General features: G+C 50.2%; 22 protein-coding genes. 13 read left to right on the top strand and 9 right to left on the bottom strand.

All coding sequences use genetic code 11. The annotated features are described in order from the left end of the window. Positions 1–88: 88 nt before the first annotated feature. Positions 89–1270, top strand: coding sequence for an esterase (locus UC15_RS03040; RefSeq protein ID WP_112287063.1), 1182 nt, complete (start codon positions 89–91; stop codon positions 1268–1270). A gap of 63 nt (positions 1271–1333) precedes the next feature. On the opposite strand, the gene UC15_RS03035 is transcribed toward UC15_RS03040, so the two are convergent. Genes UC15_RS03035 through uvrA form a run of 3 tightly spaced genes read right to left on the bottom strand, consistent with a single transcriptional unit; the run spans position 1334 to position 6209 of the window. Then, the gene (locus tag UC15_RS03035; protein ID WP_112287062.1) at positions 1334–1966 is read right to left on the bottom strand and encodes a TIGR02646 family protein; all 633 of its coding nucleotides are present in this window, start codon (positions 1964–1966) and stop codon (positions 1334–1336) included. After that, positions 1953–3293, bottom strand: coding sequence for an AAA family ATPase (locus UC15_RS03030; RefSeq protein ID WP_112287061.1), 1341 nt, complete (start codon positions 3291–3293; stop codon positions 1953–1955). The genes UC15_RS03035 and UC15_RS03030 overlap by 14 nt, the downstream gene beginning before the upstream one ends. A gap of 60 nt (positions 3294–3353) precedes the next feature. Continuing rightward, positions 3354–6209 (bottom strand): excinuclease ABC subunit UvrA, encoded by a 2856-nt coding sequence (uvrA, locus tag UC15_RS03025; RefSeq protein WP_112287060.1) that lies wholly within the window; start codon positions 6207–6209, stop codon positions 3354–3356. Positions 6210–6535: 326 nt separating this feature from the next. Here uvrA and UC15_RS03020 point away from each other — a divergent pair, with 326 nt between their 5' ends. Continuing rightward, positions 6536–7078, top strand: a complete 543-nt coding sequence (locus UC15_RS03020) for a single-stranded DNA-binding protein (RefSeq protein ID WP_095924349.1) — start codon at positions 6536–6538, stop codon at positions 7076–7078. Positions 7079–7166: 88 nt separating this feature from the next. Here UC15_RS03020 and UC15_RS03015 read toward each other — a convergent pair whose 3' ends face one another. Both UC15_RS03015 and UC15_RS03010 read right to left on the bottom strand, forming a co-directional pair. After that, positions 7167–8597, bottom strand: a complete 1431-nt coding sequence (locus UC15_RS03015; RefSeq protein ID WP_112287059.1) for an amidohydrolase family protein — start codon at positions 8595–8597, stop codon at positions 7167–7169. A 94-nt stretch (positions 8598–8691) separates the two neighbouring features. Further along, positions 8692–9546, bottom strand: coding sequence for a LysR family transcriptional regulator (locus UC15_RS03010; protein ID WP_112287058.1), 855 nt, complete (start codon positions 9544–9546; stop codon positions 8692–8694). 205 nt (positions 9547–9751) lie between these two features. Between UC15_RS03010 and UC15_RS03005 the strand changes: the two genes are divergently transcribed. The 5 genes from UC15_RS03005 to UC15_RS02985 all read left to right on the top strand — a co-directional run bounded on the left by UC15_RS03005 (position 9752) and on the right by UC15_RS02985 (position 14575). Beyond that, on the top strand, positions 9752–10432 hold the full coding sequence (locus UC15_RS03005; protein WP_112287057.1) for a YopT-type cysteine protease domain-containing protein: 681 nt from the start codon (positions 9752–9754) through the stop codon (positions 10430–10432). Between the two features lie 212 nt (positions 10433–10644). After that, positions 10645–11802: an FAD-dependent urate hydroxylase HpxO gene (gene hpxO, locus UC15_RS03000; RefSeq protein ID WP_112287056.1), complete on the top strand. Its 1158-nt coding sequence runs from the start codon at positions 10645–10647 to the stop codon at positions 11800–11802. Between the two features lie 127 nt (positions 11803–11929). Further along, positions 11930–13504: a hypothetical protein gene (locus UC15_RS02995; RefSeq protein WP_112287055.1), complete on the top strand. Its 1575-nt coding sequence runs from the start codon at positions 11930–11932 to the stop codon at positions 13502–13504. A 199-nt stretch (positions 13505–13703) separates the two neighbouring features. After that, a complete protein-coding gene (locus UC15_RS02990) occupies positions 13704–14033 on the top strand; it encodes a hypothetical protein (protein WP_095924354.1) in 330 nt (109 codons plus the stop codon). Positions 14034–14050: 17 nt separating this feature from the next. Beyond that, positions 14051–14575, top strand: a complete 525-nt coding sequence (locus tag UC15_RS02985) for a hypothetical protein (protein WP_157960955.1) — start codon at positions 14051–14053, stop codon at positions 14573–14575. 70 nt (positions 14576–14645) lie between these two features. On the opposite strand, the gene UC15_RS02980 is transcribed toward UC15_RS02985, so the two are convergent. Beyond that, positions 14646–15137: a hypothetical protein gene (locus UC15_RS02980; RefSeq protein WP_112287100.1), complete on the bottom strand. Its 492-nt coding sequence runs from the start codon at positions 15135–15137 to the stop codon at positions 14646–14648. 55 nt (positions 15138–15192) lie between these two features. Then, positions 15193–16095, bottom strand: a complete 903-nt coding sequence (locus UC15_RS02975; protein ID WP_112287053.1) for a LysR family transcriptional regulator — start codon at positions 16093–16095, stop codon at positions 15193–15195. 120 nt (positions 16096–16215) lie between these two features. Between UC15_RS02975 and UC15_RS02970 the strand changes: the two genes are divergently transcribed. From UC15_RS02970 to UC15_RS02960, 3 genes are all read left to right on the top strand, one after another. Continuing rightward, positions 16216–16956 (top strand): SDR family oxidoreductase, encoded by a 741-nt coding sequence (locus UC15_RS02970; RefSeq protein ID WP_112287052.1) that lies wholly within the window; start codon positions 16216–16218, stop codon positions 16954–16956. 116 nt (positions 16957–17072) lie between these two features. Next, on the top strand, positions 17073–17327 hold the full coding sequence (locus tag UC15_RS02965; protein ID WP_232829799.1) for a transcriptional regulator: 255 nt from the start codon (positions 17073–17075) through the stop codon (positions 17325–17327). Further along, positions 17327–17671: a type II toxin-antitoxin system PemK/MazF family toxin gene (locus UC15_RS02960; RefSeq protein WP_112287051.1), complete on the top strand. Its 345-nt coding sequence runs from the start codon at positions 17327–17329 to the stop codon at positions 17669–17671. The genes UC15_RS02965 and UC15_RS02960 overlap by 1 nt, the downstream gene beginning before the upstream one ends. A gap of 21 nt (positions 17672–17692) precedes the next feature. Here the strand turns inward: UC15_RS02960 and UC15_RS02955 are convergent, their stop codons facing one another. Then, positions 17693–18073 (bottom strand): tautomerase family protein, encoded by a 381-nt coding sequence (locus UC15_RS02955; RefSeq protein ID WP_112287050.1) that lies wholly within the window; start codon positions 18071–18073, stop codon positions 17693–17695. Positions 18074–18475: 402 nt separating this feature from the next. On the opposite strand from UC15_RS02955, the gene zorA2 reads away from it, so the two are divergent. The 3 genes from zorA2 (at position 18476) to zorE (ending at position 21921) form a co-directional block, all read left to right on the top strand. Continuing rightward, the gene (zorA2, locus tag UC15_RS02950; protein ID WP_112287049.1) at positions 18476–20125 is read left to right on the top strand and encodes a type II Zorya anti-phage system protein ZorA2; all 1650 of its coding nucleotides are present in this window, start codon (positions 18476–18478) and stop codon (positions 20123–20125) included. A gap of 76 nt (positions 20126–20201) precedes the next feature. Continuing rightward, the gene (gene zorB2, locus UC15_RS02945; protein WP_112287098.1) at positions 20202–20834 is read left to right on the top strand and encodes a type II Zorya anti-phage system protein ZorB2; all 633 of its coding nucleotides are present in this window, start codon (positions 20202–20204) and stop codon (positions 20832–20834) included. A 4-nt stretch (positions 20835–20838) separates the two neighbouring features. Continuing rightward, positions 20839–21921 carry a type II Zorya anti-phage system protein ZorE gene (gene zorE, locus UC15_RS02940; RefSeq protein ID WP_112287048.1) on the top strand — a complete coding sequence of 361 codons (1083 nt, stop codon included), beginning with the start codon at positions 20839–20841 and terminating at the stop codon, positions 21919–21921. Between the two features lie 41 nt (positions 21922–21962). Here the strand turns inward: zorE and UC15_RS02935 are convergent, their stop codons facing one another. Continuing rightward, complete coding sequence (locus tag UC15_RS02935) at positions 21963–22865, bottom strand: DMT family transporter (protein WP_112287047.1); 903 nt, start codon at positions 22863–22865, stop codon at positions 21963–21965. Between the last annotated feature and the right edge of the window lie 64 nt (positions 22866–22929).

Raw genomic sequence — 22929 nt, 5'->3', positions numbered from 1 at the left:
AATAACCTACTCTGAGAGTTGTGCAAAAACAGTGAGTTACTTCAGGACAGGTTGTCCGTTGCTCACGCCAACCCAGAAGGAAAGGATGATGACCCGTAACCGGCTGAATCTTGCCACGCTTTTGATACTGGCGCTCAGCGCGCCGATCTCCCTGACTGTCTCCGCGCAAAGTTTGCCACAGGATCCTGATGCTTCGGTGCCTGCGAAAAATTACATCACGGCAGTAAATCCTGATTTAACCATCACTTACCGCCTGTATGCACCGGCTGCTGAACACGTTGACGTGGTAACCGGCGCGACGCCGGTGACATACATTCCGCATCAGATGACCAAGGACGATAAAGGCGTCTGGAGCTGGACGTCGGATGCACAAAAACCTGATCTGTATGAATATTTCTTCAATGTCGATGGTTTGCGGATTGCCGACCCGGGCAGTGCGATGCCTAAGCCGCAGCGTCAGGTGAACACCAGCCTGATCCTGGTGCCGGGCAGTATTCTGGATGTGAAAAGCGTTCCGCACGGCGAAGTCCGCACGCTGACCTATCATTCCGCTGCGCTGAATTCTGAGCGTCAGGTTGCGGTATGGACGCCGCCGGGTTACAGCGATGCGTCAAAGCCGTTGCCGGTACTGTATTTCTACCACGGCTTTGGTGACACCGGCCGCTCGGCGCTGGATCAGGGACGCATTCCGCAAATCATGGATAACCTGCTGGCGGAGAAAAAAATCGCGCCGATGTTAGTGGTCATTCCGGATACTGAAACCGACGCCAAAGGCGTGGTGCCGGAAGATTACGTCACCAAAGATCGCCGCAAGGAATTCTATCCCCGAAATGCGGCGGCGGCCGATAAAGAACTGACCGGCGACATTATCCCGCTGATTTCCAAAACCTTCCGCGTACGCGATGATGCCGCCGGACGTGCACTCGCGGGGCTTTCACAAGGCGGTTATCAGACGCTGGTCAGCGGCATGACGCATCTCGACCAGTTCGGCTGGCTGGCGACCTTTAGCGGCGTCAGCACCACGACAGTCCCGAATGCTGACGTCGAAAAACGCTTCGCCGAACCGGAGAAAATCAACGCACAGCTGAAAAACTTCACGTTAGTGGTGGGGGAAAAAGATGTGGTAACAGGCAAGGACATCGCCGGACTGAAGTCTGAACTGGAAGAGAAAAAGATTAAGTTCGATTATCACGAATACCCGAGTCTGGGCCATGAAATGGATGTCTGGCGTCCGGCCTACGCGGAGTTTGTGCAGAAGATATTTAAGTAAAAGATAGACAACGTCACGGAAGTGGCGTTGTTTATACTTATCAAAACCAGATGAGTGAGGTATTCAGGCTGTAATCCATTGCCTTAAAATATTAACCATTACTGGTGAGAATGCCTCAAGATGACCGCCCACGGGTGTTGAGATATCTTCTATTACGGCTCGCAAAAGATCATCGTCCTCCAGCCCTTCCTCCACATCGAGACCATTTTTCAGCATCAAAATGTTGACTAACTGTTTTCGCTTTTCAATCAGGCCGCGATTATTCTGTTCGGTATCGCCTAAGTTAAGAACACGGATTGTTTCTTGAGCCCGGGCGCTTAAGCCTTCTATTCGTCCACTTATTTTGAAACGAAACTCAGTTTCACACTCGTTCATAAAAGGTGTCAGTGGCAGAGGTTGAGAGCCATGTGATTTGTCACATTGATTGAGCCCCGTACAACTGGCTACGATATTTGTGTAATCCAGACTGCGATGAGGAGCTAGCATTCGAGCCTCAACGTGCTCATTCATGCAATCTTCATTCTGGCCAGTGATTGCCTGGCAGCAATACGCACAAATATAAAACTGTTCACGCAAACAGAAAAAGCGAATATCGACTCTTTCTCTATTTGTCAGGCCGGTGTAATTGCCGGCAGGATTTGCGACTTTCCAGTCGCTGAGACTGGGTGGCTCAATTCCTTTATCAACTTTCCTCACGGCGTAACTCCTGTTTACGCAGCAACAATCTTGCCCTGATTAATTCTATATTTGACGCAGGGAGTATGGTCTCAAGTTCGTTGATAATAGATCGGGCCGCGTCGATTTTTTTGTCATTAATCGCATCTAACAGGTCGTTCAAACGGATGTTGATACGACTATTGCGGATATCAGTGTCCATGACATCTAAAAGAACGGAGTTGGCATCCTGTCCATATTGGGTTGAGACTTCTTTGCTTTGGCCATTCTCTAAGGAGTAAACCAATACATCTTTATAATCGCTGATTACCAAAGGGGAGTGCGTTGATAAGATGAACTGACAATTTGGAAACGTTGAAGTTAAGCGCTCAATTAAGCTGCGTTGCCATTGCGGATGAAGGTGCATATCCACTTCATCAATTAAAATAATTCCATCACCCGATAACGGATTGTTTGAATCAGGATTCATTATCGCAAGGCGTCGTGCAATATCGCCAACCAACGCCATCAGGGACTTCTCTCCCTGTGACAGTTGTGAAACGCTTAATGTCTCGCCCTGTTTATCAATGGTCATATGCAGCCGGGGCTTACGCCTTACCCGCATATTTGTAAAACCTGGCATGAAGTGATGGATTGCAATACGTACAGCCGATAATTGCTTGTCTTTGGCTGCATCACGAAGTTCGTTAATTTTCACGATAGATTCATGATCACCACCAAGAATTTTGACCATTGCTTCAACAGATTCTTCAGTAAACCCCTGCTCATTTTCAGAATCTTCGCGTTCGCGAAACCACTCAAAGAATCGTCTGAAATCTACACCCTGACTCAATGAATTGTCGTATCCATCAAGCTGAGTAAAAGAATGTTTTTCTCTGATTTTAAGCGGGATATCTAACACTGCCCGTTCGACAGGGTAGAAAGCAATCAGTGGTAGTGCAGTTTTGTGATTATCTGAAAGCCTGGTCCTGTAGATATCAGTTAATGCGGACAAAGAACTCAAATGTGTCTGAAATACAGCTTTTCGCCCTGCACGGGTTTTAGCTATCGCCCATGTAAAAGATTTTCCAACGTGAGCGTCGAGGACTTCGAGTTCAATGGATGCCGAATTTTGTCCATTAAGGATGACATCTTCCGGAACAGGGCTTCCATTACCCTTTTCCGAACGAATGCGTGATACAAACCAGCTCAACGATGTTGCTATCGATTTAAGTAATGAGGTTTTCCCTGCCCCATTGTTACCAACAAAAACGGTCGTATTGCCAGTGCAATTTTCAGTCGGTGATAGCGCTATTTCCAAATCTTCAAAACGACCAACGTTAATCAGACGAATGTTTTTAATTTCCATAACGCTACCCTTTAACTTTTAAAAATAAATTCGACGCATTATATCTGCTAATTCATGACTTTAAGCGCTTTTCTTCGCCTGCTGGCTGTGGCGTTCCAGCAACGGTTTCAGGAAGCGCGCGGTATGCGATTCTTTGCATTCCGCGACGGTTTCCGGCGTACCGGCGACCAGAATCTGTCCGCCGCCCGCACCGCCTTCCGGCCCGAGATCGACAATCCAGTCCGCCGTTTTAATCACGTCCAGATTGTGTTCAATCACCACGATGGTGTTGCCCTGATCGCGCAGCTGATGCAGTACTTCCAGCAGTTGCTGAATGTCGGCAAAGTGGAGGCCCGTGGTCGGTTCGTCGAGAATATACAACGTCTGACCGGTGCCGCGTTTGGACAGCTCACGCGCCAGTTTCACGCGCTGCGCTTCACCACCGGACAGCGTGGTTGCTGACTGGCCGAGGCTGATGTAGGTCAGACCGACGTCGATCAGCGTCTGCAATTTACGCGCAAGGGCAGGGACGGCATCGAAGAAATCACGCGCTTCTTCAATGGTCATCTCCAGCACTTCGTGGATGCTCTTGCCTTTGTATTTAATTTCCAGCGTTTCGCGGTTATAGCGTTTGCCTTTGCACTGATCGCACGGCACATAAATATCCGGCAGGAAGTGCATTTCGACTTTGATCACGCCGTCGCCCTGACAGGCTTCGCAGCGTCCGCCTTTGACGTTGAAACTGAAACGTCCCGGCGTATAACCGCGTGAACGTGATTCCGGTACACCGGCAAACAGTTCGCGAACCGGCGTGAAAATGCCGGTGTAGGTTGCCGGGTTAGAACGCGGCGTACGACCAATCGGGCTCTGATCGATGTCGATGACTTTATCGAAATGCCCCAGACCTTCGATTTCGCGATACGGTGCGGCTTCGGCAATTGTCGCGCCATTCAGTTCGCGCTGTGCCAGCGGGAACAGCGTGTCGTTAATCAGCGTCGATTTACCGGAACCGGATACGCCGGTGATGCAGGTAAACAGGCCTACCGGCAGCGTCAGCGTGACGTCTTTCAGGTTGTTGCCTTTGGCGCCGGAAAGTTTCAGCACTTTGGTGGCATCTGCCGGAACACGCTGCGCCGGGACGGAGATTTCACGTTTACCGCTGAGGAACTGGCCGGTCAGTGAATTCTCGGTCGCCATAATGTCTTCTGCGGTGCCTTCTGCCACCACTTCGCCACCGTGCACGCCCGCACCCGGACCGATATCAATAATATGGTCAGCGGCGCGGATCGCGTCTTCGTCGTGCTCGACCACAATCACGGTATTACCGAGGTCGCGCAGATGGATCAGGGTTTCCAGCAGACGCTCGTTGTCGCGCTGATGCAGGCCGATAGACGGCTCATCCAGCACGTACATCACGCCCACCAGACCGGCACCAATCTGGCTCGCCAGACGGATACGCTGGGCTTCTCCGCCGGACAGCGTTTCCGCAGAACGGGACAGCGAGAGATAGTTCAGACCAACGTTCACCAGGAATTTCAGGCGATCGCCGATCTCTTTCAGCACTTTTTCCGCAATTTTGGCGCGCTGACCGCTGAGTTTCATATTGCGGAAGAAATCCATCGCATGACCGATGCTGAAATCAGAGATTTCCGGCAACGTCGTTTCTTCCACGAACACGTTACGCGCTTCTTCACGCAGGCGTGTGCCACGGCAGGACGTACACGGACGGTTGCTGATGTATTTCGACAGTTCTTCACGTACCGCGCTGGATTCCGTTTCTTTATAACGGCGTTCCATATTGTGCAGCACACCTTCAAACGGATGGCGGCGGATAGAGGTATCACCGCGATCGTTGATGTATTTGAATTCAATAGTAGTTTTGCCGGAGCCGTGCAGGATGGCGTGCTGCACATCGCTGCTCAGTGCGTTAAACGGCGCTTCCACGTCGAAATCATAATGCTCACCGAGAGAGCGCAACATCTGGAAGTAATAGAAGTTACGGCGATCCCAGCCACGGATTGCACCGCCCGCCAGTGAAAGCTCAGGGTTCTGCACCACGCGATCAGGGTCGAAGAACTGCTGCACGCCCAGACCGTCACAGGTCGGACAGGCACCGGCCGGGTTGTTGAACGAGAACATCCGCGGTTCCAGCTCGCGCATGCTGTAGCCACACACCGGACAGGCGAAGTTGGCAGAGAACAGCATTTCTTCGGCTTTCGGATCATCCATATCGGCGACCACGGCGGTACCGCCGGAAAGCTCGAGCGCGGTTTCAAAGGATTCCGCCAGACGCTGCGCCAGATCATCACGCACTTTAAAGCGGTCAACGACCACTTCAATGGTGTGTTTCTTCTGCAATTCTAATTTTGGCGGATCGGACAGATCACACACTTCGCCATCAATACGTGCACGGATATAGCCCTGCGACGCCAGGTTTTCCAGCGTCTTGGTGTGCTCGCCTTTGCGGTCTTTAACAATGGTCGCCAGCAGCATCAGACGCTGGCCTTCCGGCTGCGCGAGGACATTATCCACCATCTGACTGACGGTTTGGGCTGACAGCGGAATATTATGATCCGGGCAGCGCGGCTCGCCCACGCGGGCAAACAGCAGACGCAGGTAGTCGTGGATTTCGGTGATCGTCCCGACGGTTGAACGCGGGTTGTGCGACGTTGATTTTTGCTCAATCGAAATCGCCGGAGACAGACCTTCAATATGGTCGACGTCCGGTTTTTCCATTAAGGATAAAAATTGGCGTGCATAGGCAGACAGCGACTCGACGTAGCGGCGCTGGCCTTCGGCGTACAGCGTATCGAACGCCAGAGAGGACTTGCCTGAACCGGATAAGCCGGTGACAACAATCAGTTTGTCGCGCGGAATAATCAGGTTGATATTCTTGAGATTATGGGTGCGTGCGCCCCGAACTTCGATCTTATCCATTCATCATTCCCGGATTAACTTGATAGCTCACCGTGCCGGTAACCGCCGTGAAAACCTGTTTCGCGCCAGCCATCGAATCGGGCACAGAGAAGAACGTAACGCGCAATTATGACACAAATCACAATCTGTGCCACCCCAAAACCTGAATGTATATCCAGTACTCGATGTAACGATGGAATGTTTGCTGAACAATCTGGAAAGAATGCCGCATCCTCAGACATCCATGGTACGAAGGTATCGTTTTATGGTTATAATGCTGCAAAGTGTGACCTTCCACACCTCGGATTGTGGTTTCAACCACGACATACATCATCAGGAGAATCCACATGGCCAGCAGAGGCGTAAACAAAGTTATTCTCGTCGGTAATCTGGGACAAGACCCGGAAGTCCGCTACATGCCTAACGGCGGCGCGGTTGCCAACATCACTCTGGCAACGTCTGAGAGCTGGCGTGACAAAGCCACCGGCGAGCAGAAAGAAAAAACGGAATGGCACCGTGTGGTGTTGTTCGGCAAATTAGCAGAAGTCGCAGGCGAATACCTGAAGAAAGGTTCTCAGGTCTACATCGAAGGCGCACTGCAAACCCGTAAATGGACCGATCAGGCTGGCGTTGAAAAATACACCACCGAAGTTGTCGTTAACGTGGGCGGCACCATGCAGATGCTCGGCGGCCGTGCTGGCGGCGGCGCACCAGCAGGTGGCGGTCAGCCATCCGCAGGCGGCCAGCAAGGCGGTTGGGGTCAGCCTCAGCAGCCACAAGGCGGCAACCAGTTCAGCGGCGGCCAGCAGGCTCGTCCGGCTGCGCAAAACAACGCGCCAGCACAGAACAACGAACCACCAATGGATTTCGACGACGATATCCCGTTCTGATTGTTTGCCTTCGGGCATCAACGTTCAGAACAACAAAAAGCCCCGAAAGGGGCTTTTTGCTATCCGGCATTCAGGGATCTCTGATACCTCACACTTTCCCAACAGCTCCAAACACTAATCTGCCCTGATGGAATGTCGCTTTCACCTCCGACACCCGCGCCACCGCTTCGGCGGAGCAGCTGGCGTCGACCAGGATCATTTCGGCGTTATCGTTCACCGCAGGCCACTGGCGTTTGCCGCTGTCGTCGAGCGGCAGGACGTTGCCGGTGGCGATAGCGAGGGAGCGCGTCAGGCCAAATTCGTCGGAGTTGCCGTAGAGCTGGGCGTAGAGGCTGGCTTTTTCCAGCATGCTGCCGGTACCGAACGGCGACCAGTGGTCGATTACACTGTCGGTGCCGGTCATAACAAATACGCCATTCTGGCTGAGCTGCGGCAGCGGCATGTTCAGTTTACCGAGCGGAATGGTGGAGGCGACGGTGAACTGTTGTTCGGCAAGCCCGTTGATTACCTCGTCGAGTTCCGCGCCCTGCATAATCGCCAGTGCGAAACCGTGGCTGAGCGTCACTTTGCCTTTCAGCTGCGGGTTTTTCTCCACGGTCTGAATCATGTATTTCACCGCTGCAATCCCGGCTGGCGTGGTTTCATGCAGATGAATATCCACGCCCTTGTTGGTATCGAGCGCAATCTGGAACATCGCGTCGAGGGATTTTTCCATCGCGCCGTCCACGTTGGTCGGATCCAGCCCGCCGACGTACTGCACGCCCATTTGCATCGCTTCGCGCATCAGGCCATCGACTTTCGAATGCAGTAAACCGTGCTGCGGGAACGCCACAATTTCACAACTGAAATCCTGCTGATGCTTTTCCAGCGCAATCTTCAGATGCTCAAGGCTTTTCAGGCCGCTGACCGGGTCGATATTGCAGTGGCTGCGCGCAACAGTCGTGCCTTTGGAATGCAGCAGGCCAATGATTGCTTCGGCGTGTTCCACCGATGTCGGTAACAGTTGGGGGATCAGCACCTGTTCGCGGGCAATCATGTCCATGATGGTTTTGCCTTTACGCGGGCGGGGTGCTTCCCATTTGCCGCCGTAAAAGGTCTTGTCGAGGTGAATATGCATGTCGCGTGTCGCGGGCAGCAGAAGTAATCCTCTGGCATCAAATGCAGGCAAGGTGCTGGCCGGGGCATCTTTTGCAGGCTGGATCGTCACGATTTTGCCGTTATTGATTTCCAGGTTGTACAGCCCGGTTTGGGTGGCGACAACGATATCGCCTTCGCGCTCAAAACCCTCTTCCAGCCGCACATTGCGCAGCTGGTAATGCGGTGCAGAAATCGCGTTGATCTGGCTGATATCGTCACATTTTTCGTCCATCGCGCCCGCTTTAAACGGCGCGGCTGATGCGATTCCGGAGGACATTCCTGCGGTGAGCAATGCGCCGGTGGCGGTGATTTTGGCGCTATGAGAGAGAAAGTTTCTGCGGCTTTGTTGCTGAGGATTTTGCACGTCGAATTCCTTAATCATGATGCGGGAGGATGCTGTTTCCCTTTCACCCTAAAAGATATCGCCGGTTCCGGCTGCGATTTTTCCCACTGCCTGTCAGTGGGAAACGTAATGGCTAACTGAGCTGACAAAAATCCTTTAGTTTTCCGGCCAGTGCGATTTGTGCCGGCGTCGCATCGGGGCGATAAAACAGCGCCAGTTCGACGTTATCCACCGGCGGCAAGCCGCTCCCGGTGCCTAAAATCCGGTGTTCCGGCAGGCGGCAGCTGGCAGGCAATAAGGTGACGCCCAGTCCGGCGGCACTGGCGGCGACCAGCGCCGCGAGGCTGGCGCTGCTGTAACTGATGCGCCAGCTGCGTCCGAGAGTATCCAGCGCCTGACACAGTTCTTCGCGGTATAACCCGTTGAGCGGAAACAGCACCAGCGGGATCGGATCCCGTTCAAACGCCGGAAACGCGGCGCTGTCGAGCCACAGCATCGGCTCGGGGCGCGAGGCATTGGCTTTCTCGCCGGTCAGCTGTTTCACCAGAATAATATCCAGCATCTCCTGCTGCCAGGCGCGGCGCAGTTCGTGGCTCAGGCCGCTGGTCACATCGAGGCGGATATGCGGATGGGCGCGGCTGAACTGGGCCAGCAACGATGTGGTGGCGGCGGCAAAATCTTCCGGCACGCCAAGACGCACCACGCCGTCCGGCCACTGGTCACTCAGCGCGTCGTGCGCTTCACCGTTCAGCGCGATAATCCGCCGCGCATAACCCAGCAACCGTTCGCCTTCTTCGGTGAGCTGAACCTGATGTGAGGTGCGTTCCAGCAGCGGTTTACCCAGCGCCTCTTCCAGCCGGCGGATTTGCTGGCTGACGGTGGATTGCGAGAGATAAACGCGGTCGGCAGCACGGGTAAAACTGCCGGTTTCGCAGACGGCGACAAAACTAAGCAACTGCTGCGGGCTGAACATCGGATAGCGATTCATTTTATAAATACTTATGTTTTACGTATTCAAAATATCAATACTACCCAGAGTACCAACCTTCGCCCGTGCGCACCAGACCAGGGGCTGAGAACACTTCAGAAGAAAAGGTTTTCTTTCTGTTTTCTTAATTATTCATGTCCGACATTGAAAGTCTTCTTTCTTTATCATTTGAAAAATTTTTATTAATGATGGAATGAAGTGATTTATGAGAATTGATTCAGTCAGACTGATACAAGATTCTAATGGGATATATAATAAATTCAGGCAGGGTGAATATATTAAGAAAAATAAGTGGGATCATTGCGATTCACTAAAACGTAAGGGGGCATGGACCGGGAATGGTTATGACCGTGCAGGACGGGTGGTGGAATATGGTTTTGAAAGCGGTGTGTGTCAGGGGTTGATTGGTGCATACCTGATCTCAGGTCAAAGCTGGTGCCAGTTCAGTTCGTATATCAGCAGTGAGCGGGGTAAGACACTGGTGCGTGGGATTATGAATTTTCAGGAGCACCTGAGCGCCAGCGGAAATATGAAAGAAATGAAAAACATTTTTCATGGCATCCTTAAACCGCATAGCGTTAATTTCATTCGTGAAGAGATCCGGCTGACAGAAAACACGCCAATAAAAATGTCTCAGGCAATATTGAATAATGTCCGTCAGGGCAATGGCTATCATATATCCATTAAAAAATCGTCCGGTGGGCATTCTTTAGGTATAAGGGCTGAGGCAAATCAAATTAAATTTTTCGACCCCAATTATGGGGAAACCGTTTTTCCCTATAACAAGGGCGTTAATGATGAAATGGAAAGATTTCTGACGCATGTTTTTTCACAATACTACAGCCAGTACTTTATGTTAACGGTGGAGCACTACGCCGTTCCCTGAGGGAAAGCGGTGAAAAAGGTCGACGCACCAGACTGGTTCATTTCGTGCTGGTTGCGGCACGTTTGCTCCAAAAGTGCGCCTCGTTTTAGCGCATTCCGTCCACGCTTTGGCAGTGGTTGATTTCACTTAAGATTGACTACAAGGCTTTGGCGGCAAATCGTCTTTCTGGTACAGAAATTGCTTTTCCCTAAAGAGACTCAGGGGAGAAAAATATGAAAGCGATCGTGATTGGTGGCGGTATTGGCGGGGCGTGTGCGGCGATTGCGCTGAAGCGTTTTGGCATCGAAACGGCGGTATACGAGGCAGTGAAAGAGATCAAACCGGTCGGCGCGGCGATCTCCATCTGGCCTAACGGCGTGAAGTGCCTGAATTATCTCGGTATGAAAGATGCGCTGCGCGAACTTGGCGGCAACATGCGTTTTATGGCCTACAAAGAATATCAGCAGGGTCAGACCATGACGCGTTTCAGTATGGATCCGCTGATCCAAAGCGTCGGCGAGCAGCCGTATCCGGTGGCGCGTGCGGAACTTCAGTCGATGCTGCTCGAGACGTATGGTCGCGATCAGGTGCAGTTTGGCAAGCGCGTGACGCATGTTGAAGAATCCGCCGACAGCGTGACCGCCTGGTTTGACGACGGCACGTCTGCGACCGGTGATTTACTGATTGCCGCCGACGGCACCCATTCTGTTATCCGCCAGCATGTTCTGGGCTATGCGACGGAGCGCCGCTACGCCGGTTACGTCAACTGGAACGGCCTGGTGGAAATCGACGAAAGCATCGCGCCTGCCGATCAATGGACGACGTTTGTCGGCGAAGGTAAACGCGTTTCGCTGATGCCGGTGAGCGGCAACCGTTTTTACTTCTTCTTTGATGTGCCGCTGCCGAAAGGTTTGCCGCAGGATCGCACCACCGTGCGCGAGGATTTGCAGGACTACTTTGCGGGCTGGGCGGAACCGGTGCAGAAGCTGATCAGCCAGATCAATCCTGAAACTACTAACCGCGTTGAAATCCACGATATCGAACCCTTTATGCAACTGGTCAAAGGCCGTATTGCGCTGCTCGGCGATTCCGGCCACAGCACCACGCCGGATATCGGGCAGGGCGGTTGTGCGGCGATGGAAGATGCGGTGGTGCTGGCGAACATGCTGCAAACCAATTCATTAGGCATTGAAGATGCACTGCTGCGTTATCAGGAAAAACGCGCATATCGCGTGAAGGATCTGGTACTGAAAGCGCGTAAACGCTGCGATGTCACCCACGGCAAAGAAATGGCCGTGACCGAACAATGGTATGAGGATTTGAAAACTGAAACCGGTGAACGCATTCTTTCCGGAATGTGTGAAACCATTCTGGGCGGCCCGCTGGAATAGCGCGGTGACTGGCAGGAAATAACTTTTTACACATCCTTAAAGTTTCCTGTGTTTTTGCCGAAAATAGCATCAGAAGGATCAAGGTATCCACTGGCGCTTTGACGCAAAAACATAGGGACTCATCAGGATGACAGTTATCTCTGCGACAGGTACTCAGGCGCTTAATACGCTGGTTACGTCAACAAAATCACTGACGGCAGTCACTACTACAGCCAGTCAGCAGCAGGCTTCAACGACACAATCCACCGCAGTGATGATCGGCCAGACGGAATCTGCGTCGCCGGTATACAGCATCACCAAACCGGCACTGGTCTGGGAACGTTCTTCCAGTGATCTGATGTCTTCAAAGCTCGCATCCAATTTCAGCAACGCCGGCAATGCGGCGCGTTTTATCGGACTCGGTGCGGCGCTGCTTGAACGATTTACTACCGACAGCAGCAGTTATTCCCAGTCGGTGATGAAGCAGACTTCCGCTCAGTCAGCCAGTTCTGCGGCCAACGTCGCCGCCCAAACCCAGCTTCATACCAAAGCCGATAACCAGATAAGCCTGAGCATTAAAACCGCCAGCGGCGCGCTGGTGGATATCACGCTGGGCAGCGATGATGACGGTCTCGGCGTGCAGGTGAATGTCAGCAAAGGCACGCTCAGCGATGCGGATCGCAAAGCGCTGGCCGGTCTTGCAGAAGGTTTTCAGAAAGCGATTGATGGCCTGACGGCGCAGCCGCCGAAGCTGGATCTGAGCGGCCTGACAAAATTCGATACCTCGGTGCTGTCGTCGGTGGATTTGCACGCCACGCTGGGCACCACTAATACCCAGACGCTGGATTTTCATGCTGATGCGAATACGCGCTCAGTCAAATCGACCGGTGTGGCTGGCACGGTAGATATCAGCGTGGACATGAGTCAACGCGCACTGCTGGGCACCGATAATCAGCAGAAACAGGCGCTGAACAGTTATCTGAAGCAAATCAACAGCGCAGGCAATCGCGGCAATGCCGATGAATCGCTGATGGCCATGTTCAAAGATGCCTTTACCGCCCTGAACAGCAATTACGGCGATACGGCGACGACATACAAAACCCGTGGCTCAGAGCCGGTGTATTTCTCGCTGACCAAAACCGATAAAAACATGATGACGGGGCTGGCGGATTTCACGGCGTCCATCTCACAGACGCCGGTCGATACCACCAATCCGATGCGCCCGGACGAAACCGATACGTTCTCTTATCAGGTTTCTCAAACCAGCAGCATCACCGGTACGGGTACGCAGGATCGCAATATCACCCAGAAGCAGCAGTCGCATCTGGTCGCCAGTTACCATCAGTCGCTGACGCCGGGTTTACAGCTGAACCTGACCAGCGACCGGAATTCGCAGAATTACCTGTACTATCAGATTGATGACTCGGCAGAAAGCACGACGTCCGTCCAGTATCACAAAGGGGCGTTGGTGAGTGCGTCAATGGCTCAGTCCGCCAGCAACTCAACACATATTCAGAAATATGTGAAAGGCGCACTGGAATCCGACACCACCACGCCGGAAATCACGTCGAAAACCACTGACCTGCTCGGCAAGCTGCAATCCGCCTGGGAAAATAATGCCCCGCGGATGTCGTTCCAGGATTACCTGAATCATCAGACCCTGCCTGATCTCAGCGGGATGGTACTGATGGAATCTGAACCTGCGGTATTGAAAAATAATTAATATTTTGCAGTAACGTTATTAAATAAACGGAAACTATAAGCCTCTCTGAATATTTCAGAGAGGCTTTTTATTTCTGGAAGTGTGATATTTCTTCAGTTAAAAATCATTTTTACCAATATCATATAAATGAAGTTATTTGATGGGTCATGTGAATGTATTTATTATGAATGATATATTTCAATAATAGCTGAGGTCTAAAATGATAGAATGTGGTGGAGGTTCCGTAACTTTCGGCCAGCAGAGTATCAATACCATTGAAGAAATACGTCGAAAGAGAAAATTGGGAACATTACTTCAGGCACTGAATGCAACTAGTGTTCTTTATTCTATTTTCGTTAAAAATAATTCATTAACCAGTAGTTTTTACGTTACACAACAAGATTTCTTTATGTTTTCTCAGGCAGCGAAAGGAACCGGTGACCTTGTCAGGAACTTGATATATAGAGATATCGAAATGCTAATATTAACAACTGGATTGCAAGGTGAGGAACGTGCTTTTTGGATGTGTATGAAGGACAGTCTTCGTTAAACATTTAAGGAATGAATGTGAAGCTTTTACCATTAACCGCACTCTTACTCTTTTTTCCTCTGAGCGTATTTGCCACTCAGAGTATCTCGCCGGAACAATTAAGACTAAAGCAGGCAATGCAATCTGCGATGGACAGCCTGGGCAGACAAACCACGCTGTGTGACAAAAAAGAGCAACAAAAGCCGAAAGTCACCGCAGAAGATCTGAAGCCTTTTGATCGGGAAACGATATCTACTGCGCTTATTTACTTTAAAAATGAATCGCTGAAATCCTGTATTCAACAGCAAGAATATGAATATATGCTGAGTATGATTGCCTATGCGGGCAGTTTTCCTGAAAGCGCACATAGCGGGCAAGATTATCAGACAGTGATCGAATCTTTGATTGTCCTTTCGCCGGGCGCAAATCCCTCAGTGGTAAAAACGGAAAGTCGGTTTTTAGCTTTACCGGCATCTTTACAGGAAGAACTTAAACAGACATTCCAGTCGAAAACTTTCGATCTCGAATTCGTGCTCAATTATTACGACACCCACGGGCAGTGAAAAAGTAAATCCTGAACCAGTGCTAACGTATTAACAGCCCCATCCGGAGCTGTTCTTTTCTCTTTAGTGCTTACCTGGGTATTTCAAACTTCGTCCCTTTCACCACGATTTCATCAAATTGCAGATGATGCATAAATTCGCGCAAAATAAGCAGCGTGGCGGCGAAATCATTACCGTCCGGGATGCCTTCGAAATGGGCAGGACGGCCATTAATCACCAGCGCCAGCCGGTCGAAAGTGCGTTCAACGGCGTCGAGGGATAAGGTCATGACTTCGTTTTCTGCTTCACCGGCAATGCGGGCCAGCGCACGGATATCGTTGTCTGCGCTGAACAGTTTGGCGCCCGGCGGAATGTCATGCCGGATACGAACCACTTCGTCCTCGACCACCATAATGGCGGTTTCCATTTCATCCGGTGTCGGCGGAGAATGGCGGAAATACCCGACGGATGTCAGTTGTGAGCCCAGTGTCAGGAGCAAACTTTTATCTTCGTTATCATCACTACGGACGATAACTTGCGTTTCTTCGCTGCCGATATGCAGCATTACAGCAGGTGTGGTCATCGGCATCTCCCAATCGTTAACGTTGTGACGTCATGCTTTCAGAGCAGAAAAACTATCATGTCAGATGCGGATCGCGCCGCGCAAATTCTTTCACCATCCAGTCGATAAACACCCGCACCCGTGGCGAAAGCTGGCGGTTACGCGGGTAAAGCAGGGAAACCGGTAACGTACCGGCCGGAAAATTAGTCAGAATTTGTACCAGATTCCCCTGCGCGAGATCTTCCAGCAGGCCGTAATGCGGCACCTGAATAATCCCCATTCCGCGCCGTGCCGCTTCTTTCATGCTTTCCGCGCCATTGACCGACAAACTGGTCGGCAGCAGGATTTCACGCGTTTTGCCTTGGTCCTGAAACACCAATGGCAACAGGCCTCCGGTGGCACTGGAACGAAAACCAATCATCCGGTGACCGGCGAGATCGTCCGGGGTTTCCGGTATGCCAAAACGTTGCAGATAGTCCGGGCTGGCGCAGGTAATTTCCGGCAGCGTACCGAGCGGGCGCGCCACCATATCGCTGTCTTTCAGCTCACCGGCGCGGATCACGCAATCAATCCCTTCGCGCACCAGATCCACCAGCCGGTCGCCTTCGCTCATGTAAAACTCAATGTCGGGATACATCGCCAGAAAATCCGGCAGTCCTGGCAGCAGAAAATGTCGCGCCATCGAACCGTGGACATCCACCCGCAATAACCCTTTCGGCTGCGCACCGGCAAAGGCCATTTCGGCATCTTCCACATCCGCCAGAATACGCAGACAGCGCTGGTAATAAGCTTCGCCATCCAGCGTCGGGCTGACGTGACGGGTAGTGCGTTGCAGAAGCCGGATGTTCAGCCGCGTTTCCAGCTGCTTAATCGCGTCGGTCACCGTCGAGCGTTTCAGGTTCAGCGCCTGTGCGGCCTGCGTAAAACTGCGCAGTTCCACCACGCGGGTGAATAACTGCATGCTGTCGAGTTTATCCATGATGATTGTTCGCCTTTTCCGGATAGTGATAACGAATATCGGGTAATTATCCGGCAGCGTCAATCGGCTACTCTTTCTTCATCGACGACGACTCCGAATCACTGAAAAAGGAAACACCTCATGACTTCATCTAAACAGAAAGTCGCGCTGGTCACCGGCGCATCCCGTGGTATTGGCGCGGCGATCGCAGAACGTCTGGCGCACGACGGGTTTACCGTGATCGTGAACTATTCACGCGGTGCGGCTGAAGCTGACGCGGTCGTCAGTAAAATCGAACAGGCAGGCGGCAAGGCCATCAGCGCGCAGGCGGATGTCAGCGATGCTGCGGCGGTCAGCCGGATGTTTGCCAGCGCGGAACAGGCGTTTGGTGGTGTTGATGTGCTGGTGAATAACGCGGGGATCATGACACTTTCCACCATTGCGGATACAGACGATGCAGCATTCGATCGCCTTATCGACATTAACCTGAAAGGCACTTTTAACACACTGCGTGAAGCGGCGAAACATCTGCACGACGGCGGGCGAATCATCAATTTCTCATCGACCGTGGTTGGGTTATATCAGCCGACGTATGGCGTGTATGCCGCGACCAAAGCGGCTGTCGAAGCACTGAGCCGCGTACTCACCAAAGAAATGCGCGGGCGCCAGATAACCGTCAATACCGTGGCGCCCGGCCCGACAGCAACGGATTTATTCCTCAACGGCAAATCGGATCAGCTGGTGGAAACGATCGCCAAAACCTCACCGCTTGAGCGCCTCGGCCAGCCGGAAGATATTGCCTCCGTTGTCGCCTTCCTCGCCGGTGCCGATGGCGCATGGGTTAACGGCCAGACGCTGAAGGCGAATGGCGGGATTATTTAACACTCCCGATTAACGCAGAAAGATAAAAAGCCGGAATGCAGCTCGCAAAAGCCCATATCAGGAATACTGCGACGGGCTTTTGGTTGTATACTCTTTGTAGATACAACGGTGGAGAAATGAACATGCGCACCCGGGCCACATTACAGAAATGGGGTAACAGCATCGCGTTAAGGCTGTCAGGAAATTTGAAGTCAATTCCACAATTTGAGGAAGGCGATGTCGTTGATATCGAGATTTCTGAAGAAGGGCTGCAAATTCGGAAAGCCGATAAGCAAAAGGTCACGGAGGCCAGCTTGTTATCAGGGCTGAGCGCGTATAATGCTCATGCTGATGAATTGGCAGAACCGACTGACAAGGAGCTTGATTACTAATGTATTTACCGAAGCGCGGGGATATTTGCTGGCTGGATTTTGAGCCAACTAAAGGAAAGGAAATAGGCAAATATCGACCGGCGCTGATCCTGTCTCATGAAACCTATAATCAGGTGACCGGTCTGGTGATTTGTATGCCGGTGAGCAGCAGCATCCGCGGTGCCCCGACAGAGGTGCCGGTCAACAATCTGAGTGCACCTTGCGTCGTTGCCACCACGTTGATCCATACGATGGACTGGCGGCACCGGCAGGCTAAGTTTATCGCTGTTGCTGAAGATGGGGTGTTTAACGATGTGCTTGCCCGGATTATTCCGCTGATTGGCGGTGAGAACTTACTGGCCTGAAGTTAATCTTCAGGCCAGGTATCATGCGTATTGCGCTTCGCCGTTGCCGAAGGACCAGTTTTCTTTCGGCACTTCGACCAGGCTGATGAACACATCTTCCAGACGTAATCCGACTTTTTCATGCAGCCCGTAAGCTACGGCGTGATAGAACGCCTTTTTCATTTCCAGTGTACGGCCGGCGTTGAGCGTTACCTGAATCACGATGCAGTTCGGACTGCGCTGGATATCCAGATAGTCCGGTGAAATCATCATTTCTGCCGGAGAGTGTTCGGAGATGACGATAAACTTGTCATTTTCCGGCACATTCAGCGTGGTGCGCATGGCGTCGTAGACCACATCGCCAACGGTTTTGCGGTAGGTTTCGGGTTTTCCTTCGACCATATCAATACGTACAAAAGGCATTTTATTCTCCTCATTATTTTCTGTAGGGCACGCATCTTCGGGGATGCGGCCTTTCAGGTATGCAACACGAAGAGCCAGTGTGTCGAGCGATTTTTTGTAGAAATAGATTACTGGAATAAATACATTACGGATTATTTTACTTTCTTATAAATATATCATCCCATAACATGCTTACCTTGCAAGCTCTTACCTGAGTAGTTTGGTGAGGAGTTTTCTAATTAAAAACTCTTATAAAGACATTTCACAATTCACAGTGAATGATATTTATCAAATCATTCATAGGTGGTTTTTGATAAGTTAGCTGACCATTTCTGAAATGGATTATTTTCAGAACTTACAAAAGTCAGTTAAGTAAGTCAGGGCATTTTGCTTTGGCTTATTTAGCGTTTTTAAGGGATTAAAATGCTGTCGCAACTATTTGAATCACTTCTCAGTTCATGGAGTTCCTCAACAATTACGGATATCTTCATTGGTTTTGTTGTAATAGTTTTTTTCACCGCAATTTTTGCCAGATACCGCAATAAATCCCCCCGATTTCTTCAATATGCCCCAACACTGATGACGGCGTTAGGGATCCTGGGAACCTTTGTCGGTGTCGTTATCGGGCTTCTTCATTTTGATACTACAAATATAGAAGAGAGCATTCCTGTCTTACTGGGTGGGCTAAAGACGGCTTTCATTACCAGTATTGTCGGTATGCTTGGAGCATTAGTTTATAACGTTGTTGATATGTTATTTTTCTCGGAAAAGACAAATCAAAATCAGCAGGCACAACCCGAGTCTGTCACACCAGACCACATCCATCAGGTACTTCTGGCTCAGCATAAGGTTTTGGAAAGAATCGCTTTTGGTTTAGATGGGAATGATGAGGTTTCTTTAGTCGGACAGCTTAAGTTATTGCGTACTGACATGAATGATATGTCAAAAGTGCAAAATAAACATCGTGAAGAGTTTAGCCAAAAGTTATGGTCTGAACTGACCCATTTTGGGGAATTGATGGCGAAAGGCGCCACTGAACAGATTATTGATGCATTGAGAAAAGTGATTGCTGATTTTAATAATAATCTGACAGAGCAGTTTGGTGAAAATTTCAAAGCACTCGATAGTTCCGTTAAAAAGTTGGTTGAATGGCAGCGTAGTTATAAAGAGCAAGTTGACGTAATGGGAGAGCAATATAAACAAAGCGTAGACTCTCTTATGGCAACTAAGCAATCAGTCGCGGGTATTTGGGAAGAATGTAAGGAGATCCCACTCGCAATGGCTGAACTTCGCGACGTTCTCAGCGTCAATCAGCATCAGATCAAAGAGCTTTCAAAGCATCTGGAGGCATTTGCGACCTTACGGGATAAGGCGCTTGAGGCTGTTCCGGGTATACAGATAGCAATGGATGAAGTGGGCGAGCAATTAAAAGCAGGTGCATTAAGCGTTAGCCTATCCCTTGAGCAAACGGGCGGACAGCTTGTGAGTAGCGCCAATTCTATGCGGGTTGCTCTCGAAGAAGGAACGGAAGGTTTCAGGAATTCAGTTATGCAAACTCAGCACTCTTTCGCTTCAATGGCGCATGATGTTGCAAATTCCTCTGAAAAACTGACATCAACGTTGGGCGAAACCGTTCAGGAAATGAAATCCAGTGCGCTTGAACTGCTCAACGCGATGCATCGTTCTGTTACCGAAATGGGTGGGAAGCTACAGGAACATTCTCTGGGGCTTTCAGGAATGATGAAAACGCAATCAGAAGATTTAGCCAATGTCCTGAAAACACATTCGGGCAGTATGTTGGATACGTTGCAGAGTGCGTTCGAAAAAGCCAATTCCGGACTTACCACTAATGTTGGGGAAGCAATCGGCCGATTTGGTGAGGCAATCAACAGCCAGCTTAAAGCATTTGGTGAAGCGACCGACCAGGAAATGAACCGGGAATTACAAATTCTGGGAAATTCTCTTATTTCCATCAGCAAGGGATTTGTTAATAACTACGAAACTCTGGCTAAGGAATATGCAGTCGTTATGGGACAACTGCAGTCAGTAATTAATCAGACTACAGGTAAGTAAGATGCAGCGGATTTTAGGGAAAGCGACAAAATATAATAAGCAAGATAATGAACATTGGATCTCCATGTCTGATCTCATGGCTGGATTGATGATGGTATTTCTCTTTATTTCTGTTGCCTATATGCACTATGTACAAGTCGAAAAGAATAAAATTAAAGAAGTTGCTGTTGCTTATCAAAATGCGCAGACAGAACTTTATAATGCACTTGAGGTAGAGTTTGCTAAGGATTTACCTGACTGGGATGCGGAAATAGATAAGCAGACCTTAGAATTTAGGTTTAAGTCTCCTGATGTTTTATTCAATACGGGAAGCACAGATTTACAGTTAGGTTTTAAATCTACACTGGATAGTTTTTTTCCACGCTACCTTACTGTTCTTGATAAATTTAAAGAACACATCACGGAGGTGAGAATTGAAGGCCATACCAGCAGCGACTGGACGGGGACGTCAAACCCCGATGTCGCTTATTTTAATAATATGGAGCTTTCTCAGGGCAGAACCCGGGTTGTTCTGGAATATATTTATGAAATGGATGAAATAGCGAGTCAGAGAGCATGGATTAAGTCGCATTTCTCTGCGGTAGGCTATTCATCGTCGCACCCGGTGCTCTCTGCCACCGGACAGGAAGATTCTCAGCGCTCAAGACGTGTAACATTCAAAGTGGTCACTAACGCTGAATTACAAATCAGACGGATTATTCAGGAGTAATGGAGTGAAACTTAATCTTGATTTCTCTGAGCTAGTCCGGCTAGCGAAGAGGATGCTACCAGAAGGTGGAGATTTCATCCTGTCAGAAAATATTTTTACTTTTGATGAAATTGATGTTGGGCTTAAAGATGGGATCGAAATTAATATCGGAGATCTTGATTCAGGTACAAGTTTAATATCCTATCAAGGTCGTCAGGTTCTTCTTTACATTCGTGACCATGGAACAATGTATGATATTGCCGTCGCAGACCCTTCAAAGGGGAAAAGATTTCATATTGCCTGGTGCCGTACATTAGAAGATATGCGAACTAAAAATCGTTTTGAGCGCTATCATGTGACTAATAGCCTTGATGGTCTTTTCGAAATCGATGATGCCAATGGGCGTCATCAGGAAGTGAAGTTACGGGTTTGTAAGAATTGTTTGGAACGACTCAATTATCGTAATAGTTCGGACAGAGTCATCAAGATGAAGGTATTTAATACCTTTGTTATGAAAGACTTCTTTGCTCATTACAGTACTTGTTTTCGTCATATGCCCCAAGGATTATTTAAGGCTAAAAATAGCGGGTATGTTGAAGGCTGGAAAGAAATTTCAAGCAAAGTAAGAGGCAGGGAAGGGTATATATGCAGTGATTGCGGAGTCGATATGAGTTTGCATAGAAACCTATGTGATGTTCACCATAAGGACGGCGTAAAATATCATAATACTACTGATAACTTAGAAGTGGTTTGCAGAGATTGCCATCGTAAAAAACCTCAGCATGGCGGCATGTATCTTTCAGCGGCTGAAATGAAAATAATTCAGACCTGCCGATTAAAACAGGGAATTAATATTGTTACTTGCTGGGATGATGTTTATTCTCTTACCGATACATCGCTCCATGGTGATATAAAAACACTTGAAACTAAAGGTTATCCTCTCCCGAAAATATGTTTCCAAATAGATAATAATTTGGCTTCATCTAATTTTATTCTGGATGCTGCGTGGCCTGCTGAAAAAATAGCGATCAACCTCGAAAGGACAACTATTGCCGGCTGGAGTATTTTAACTGTAGGCGAAGTCGTCGCATATTTTAACAAAATATAAGATTGCCTCGGACGGCAACCTTATATTTGAGAACGAAAAATCTAAACTACAATCGTCCTCCTGAACACCCCCAGCCAGGCCGGGCGGCAGAACATCACCAGATTGCCCAGCAGGATCAGCGCCAGTCCGATAACTGCATTGGCGTGCCACTGATAACCTTCATAAAACGTGGACACGGTCAGCGCGACCAGCGGGAACAGCAGGGTGCTGTAGGCCGCCTGACTGGCACCGATGCGCCCGACCAGCGTGAAGTAAATGCCGAAGGCCAGCACTGAGCCAAACACCGAAAGATAGACCAGCGAGCCGAGATAGTGCGGTGTCAGGTCGATGGCGAATGACGCGCCTTGTATCAGACTCAGTACGCCCATCACCGCGGTGCCGTAAAACATCGCGTAAGTATTGGTGGAAAGTACGTCCAGCCCGTGGCGCTGATGGCGGGAGCTGATCATGTTGCCGAGTGAAAATCCGTAGGTGCCGAGCAGGCTGAGGCCGATGCCTTTGAGCAGTTCCGGCGCGATGTGCGCGGCGCTGAGATCATGCCAGAACAGCGTGATAATGCCCGCCAGTCCGAGAATGCAGGCCGGAATCACTGCCGGTGCCAGCTTCTGGCGGAAAAACAGCATGCCGTTGAAGGCATTAAATAACACGGCCATTGAGAAGATCACCGACTCCAGCCCGCTGGTGATGTAAGCCGCTGCGTGATAGAAGCAGTAAAAATTGAAGCAAAAAACACAGCAGCCCTGAATCATGCAGAACAGATGATCTTTCAGCGCCAGACGTCGTAACCGGCGCGTTGCCAGCAAAGCCACCAGCATGATCACCGCGGCCAGCAGGAAACGGTAGAAAATCGACACCGTCACTGGCACGTCGCCTTGTTGCAGATAGATGGCAAACCAGGTGGTGCCCCAGATAATTATCACCAGAATATAAAGCAAAGCGTTCATGGGTTTCTCTCACTCAAAAAGGTAATGGCTGAGAGAAGTCTGCCGGAACGGGAGATTGCAGGCT

Source organism: Rahnella sp. AN3-3W3, from assembly GCF_003263545.1.
Classification (GTDB): domain Bacteria; phylum Pseudomonadota; class Gammaproteobacteria; order Enterobacterales; family Enterobacteriaceae; genus Rahnella; species Rahnella variigena.
This window is presented reverse-complemented; position numbering and strand designations above follow the sequence as displayed.

Excerpts from the sequence above, each read along its gene's own strand:
- UC15_RS03005 (WP_112287057.1), top strand. The coding sequence starts at position 9,752 with ATGAGAATTGATTCAGTCAGACTGATACAAGATTCTAATGGGATATAT.
- UC15_RS02990 (WP_095924354.1), top strand. The coding sequence starts at position 13,704 with ATGATAGAATGTGGTGGAGGTTCCGTAACTTTCGGCCAGCAGAGTATC.
- zorA2 (WP_112287049.1), top strand. The coding sequence starts at position 18,476 with ATGCTGTCGCAACTATTTGAATCACTTCTCAGTTCATGGAGTTCCTCA.
- UC15_RS02995 (WP_112287055.1), top strand. The coding sequence starts at position 11,930 with ATGACAGTTATCTCTGCGACAGGTACTCAGGCGCTTAATACGCTGGTT.
- UC15_RS02955 (WP_112287050.1), bottom strand. The coding sequence starts at position 18,073 with ATGCCTTTTGTACGTATTGATATGGTCGAAGGAAAACCCGAAACCTAC.
- zorB2 (WP_112287098.1), top strand. The coding sequence starts at position 20,202 with ATGGCTGGATTGATGATGGTATTTCTCTTTATTTCTGTTGCCTATATG.
- UC15_RS02980 (WP_112287100.1), bottom strand. The coding sequence starts at position 15,137 with ATGACCACACCTGCTGTAATGCTGCATATCGGCAGCGAAGAAACGCAA.
- UC15_RS02965 (WP_232829799.1), top strand. The coding sequence starts at position 17,073 with ATGAACATGCGCACCCGGGCCACATTACAGAAATGGGGTAACAGCATC.
- UC15_RS03015 (WP_112287059.1), bottom strand. The coding sequence starts at position 8,597 with ATGATTAAGGAATTCGACGTGCAAAATCCTCAGCAACAAAGCCGCAGA.
- UC15_RS02960 (WP_112287051.1), top strand. The coding sequence starts at position 17,327 with ATGTATTTACCGAAGCGCGGGGATATTTGCTGGCTGGATTTTGAGCCA.
- UC15_RS02935 (WP_112287047.1), bottom strand. The coding sequence starts at position 22,865 with ATGAACGCTTTGCTTTATATTCTGGTGATAATTATCTGGGGCACCACC.
- UC15_RS02970 (WP_112287052.1), top strand. The coding sequence starts at position 16,216 with ATGACTTCATCTAAACAGAAAGTCGCGCTGGTCACCGGCGCATCCCGT.
- UC15_RS03020 (WP_095924349.1), top strand. The coding sequence starts at position 6,536 with ATGGCCAGCAGAGGCGTAAACAAAGTTATTCTCGTCGGTAATCTGGGA.
- UC15_RS02975 (WP_112287053.1), bottom strand. The coding sequence starts at position 16,095 with ATGGATAAACTCGACAGCATGCAGTTATTCACCCGCGTGGTGGAACTG.
- uvrA (WP_112287060.1), bottom strand. The coding sequence starts at position 6,209 with ATGGATAAGATCGAAGTTCGGGGCGCACGCACCCATAATCTCAAGAAT.
- UC15_RS03010 (WP_112287058.1), bottom strand. The coding sequence starts at position 9,546 with ATGAATCGCTATCCGATGTTCAGCCCGCAGCAGTTGCTTAGTTTTGTC.
- hpxO (WP_112287056.1), top strand. The coding sequence starts at position 10,645 with ATGAAAGCGATCGTGATTGGTGGCGGTATTGGCGGGGCGTGTGCGGCG.
- UC15_RS03030 (WP_112287061.1), bottom strand. The coding sequence starts at position 3,293 with ATGGAAATTAAAAACATTCGTCTGATTAACGTTGGTCGTTTTGAAGAT.
- UC15_RS03040 (WP_112287063.1), top strand. The coding sequence starts at position 89 with ATGACCCGTAACCGGCTGAATCTTGCCACGCTTTTGATACTGGCGCTC.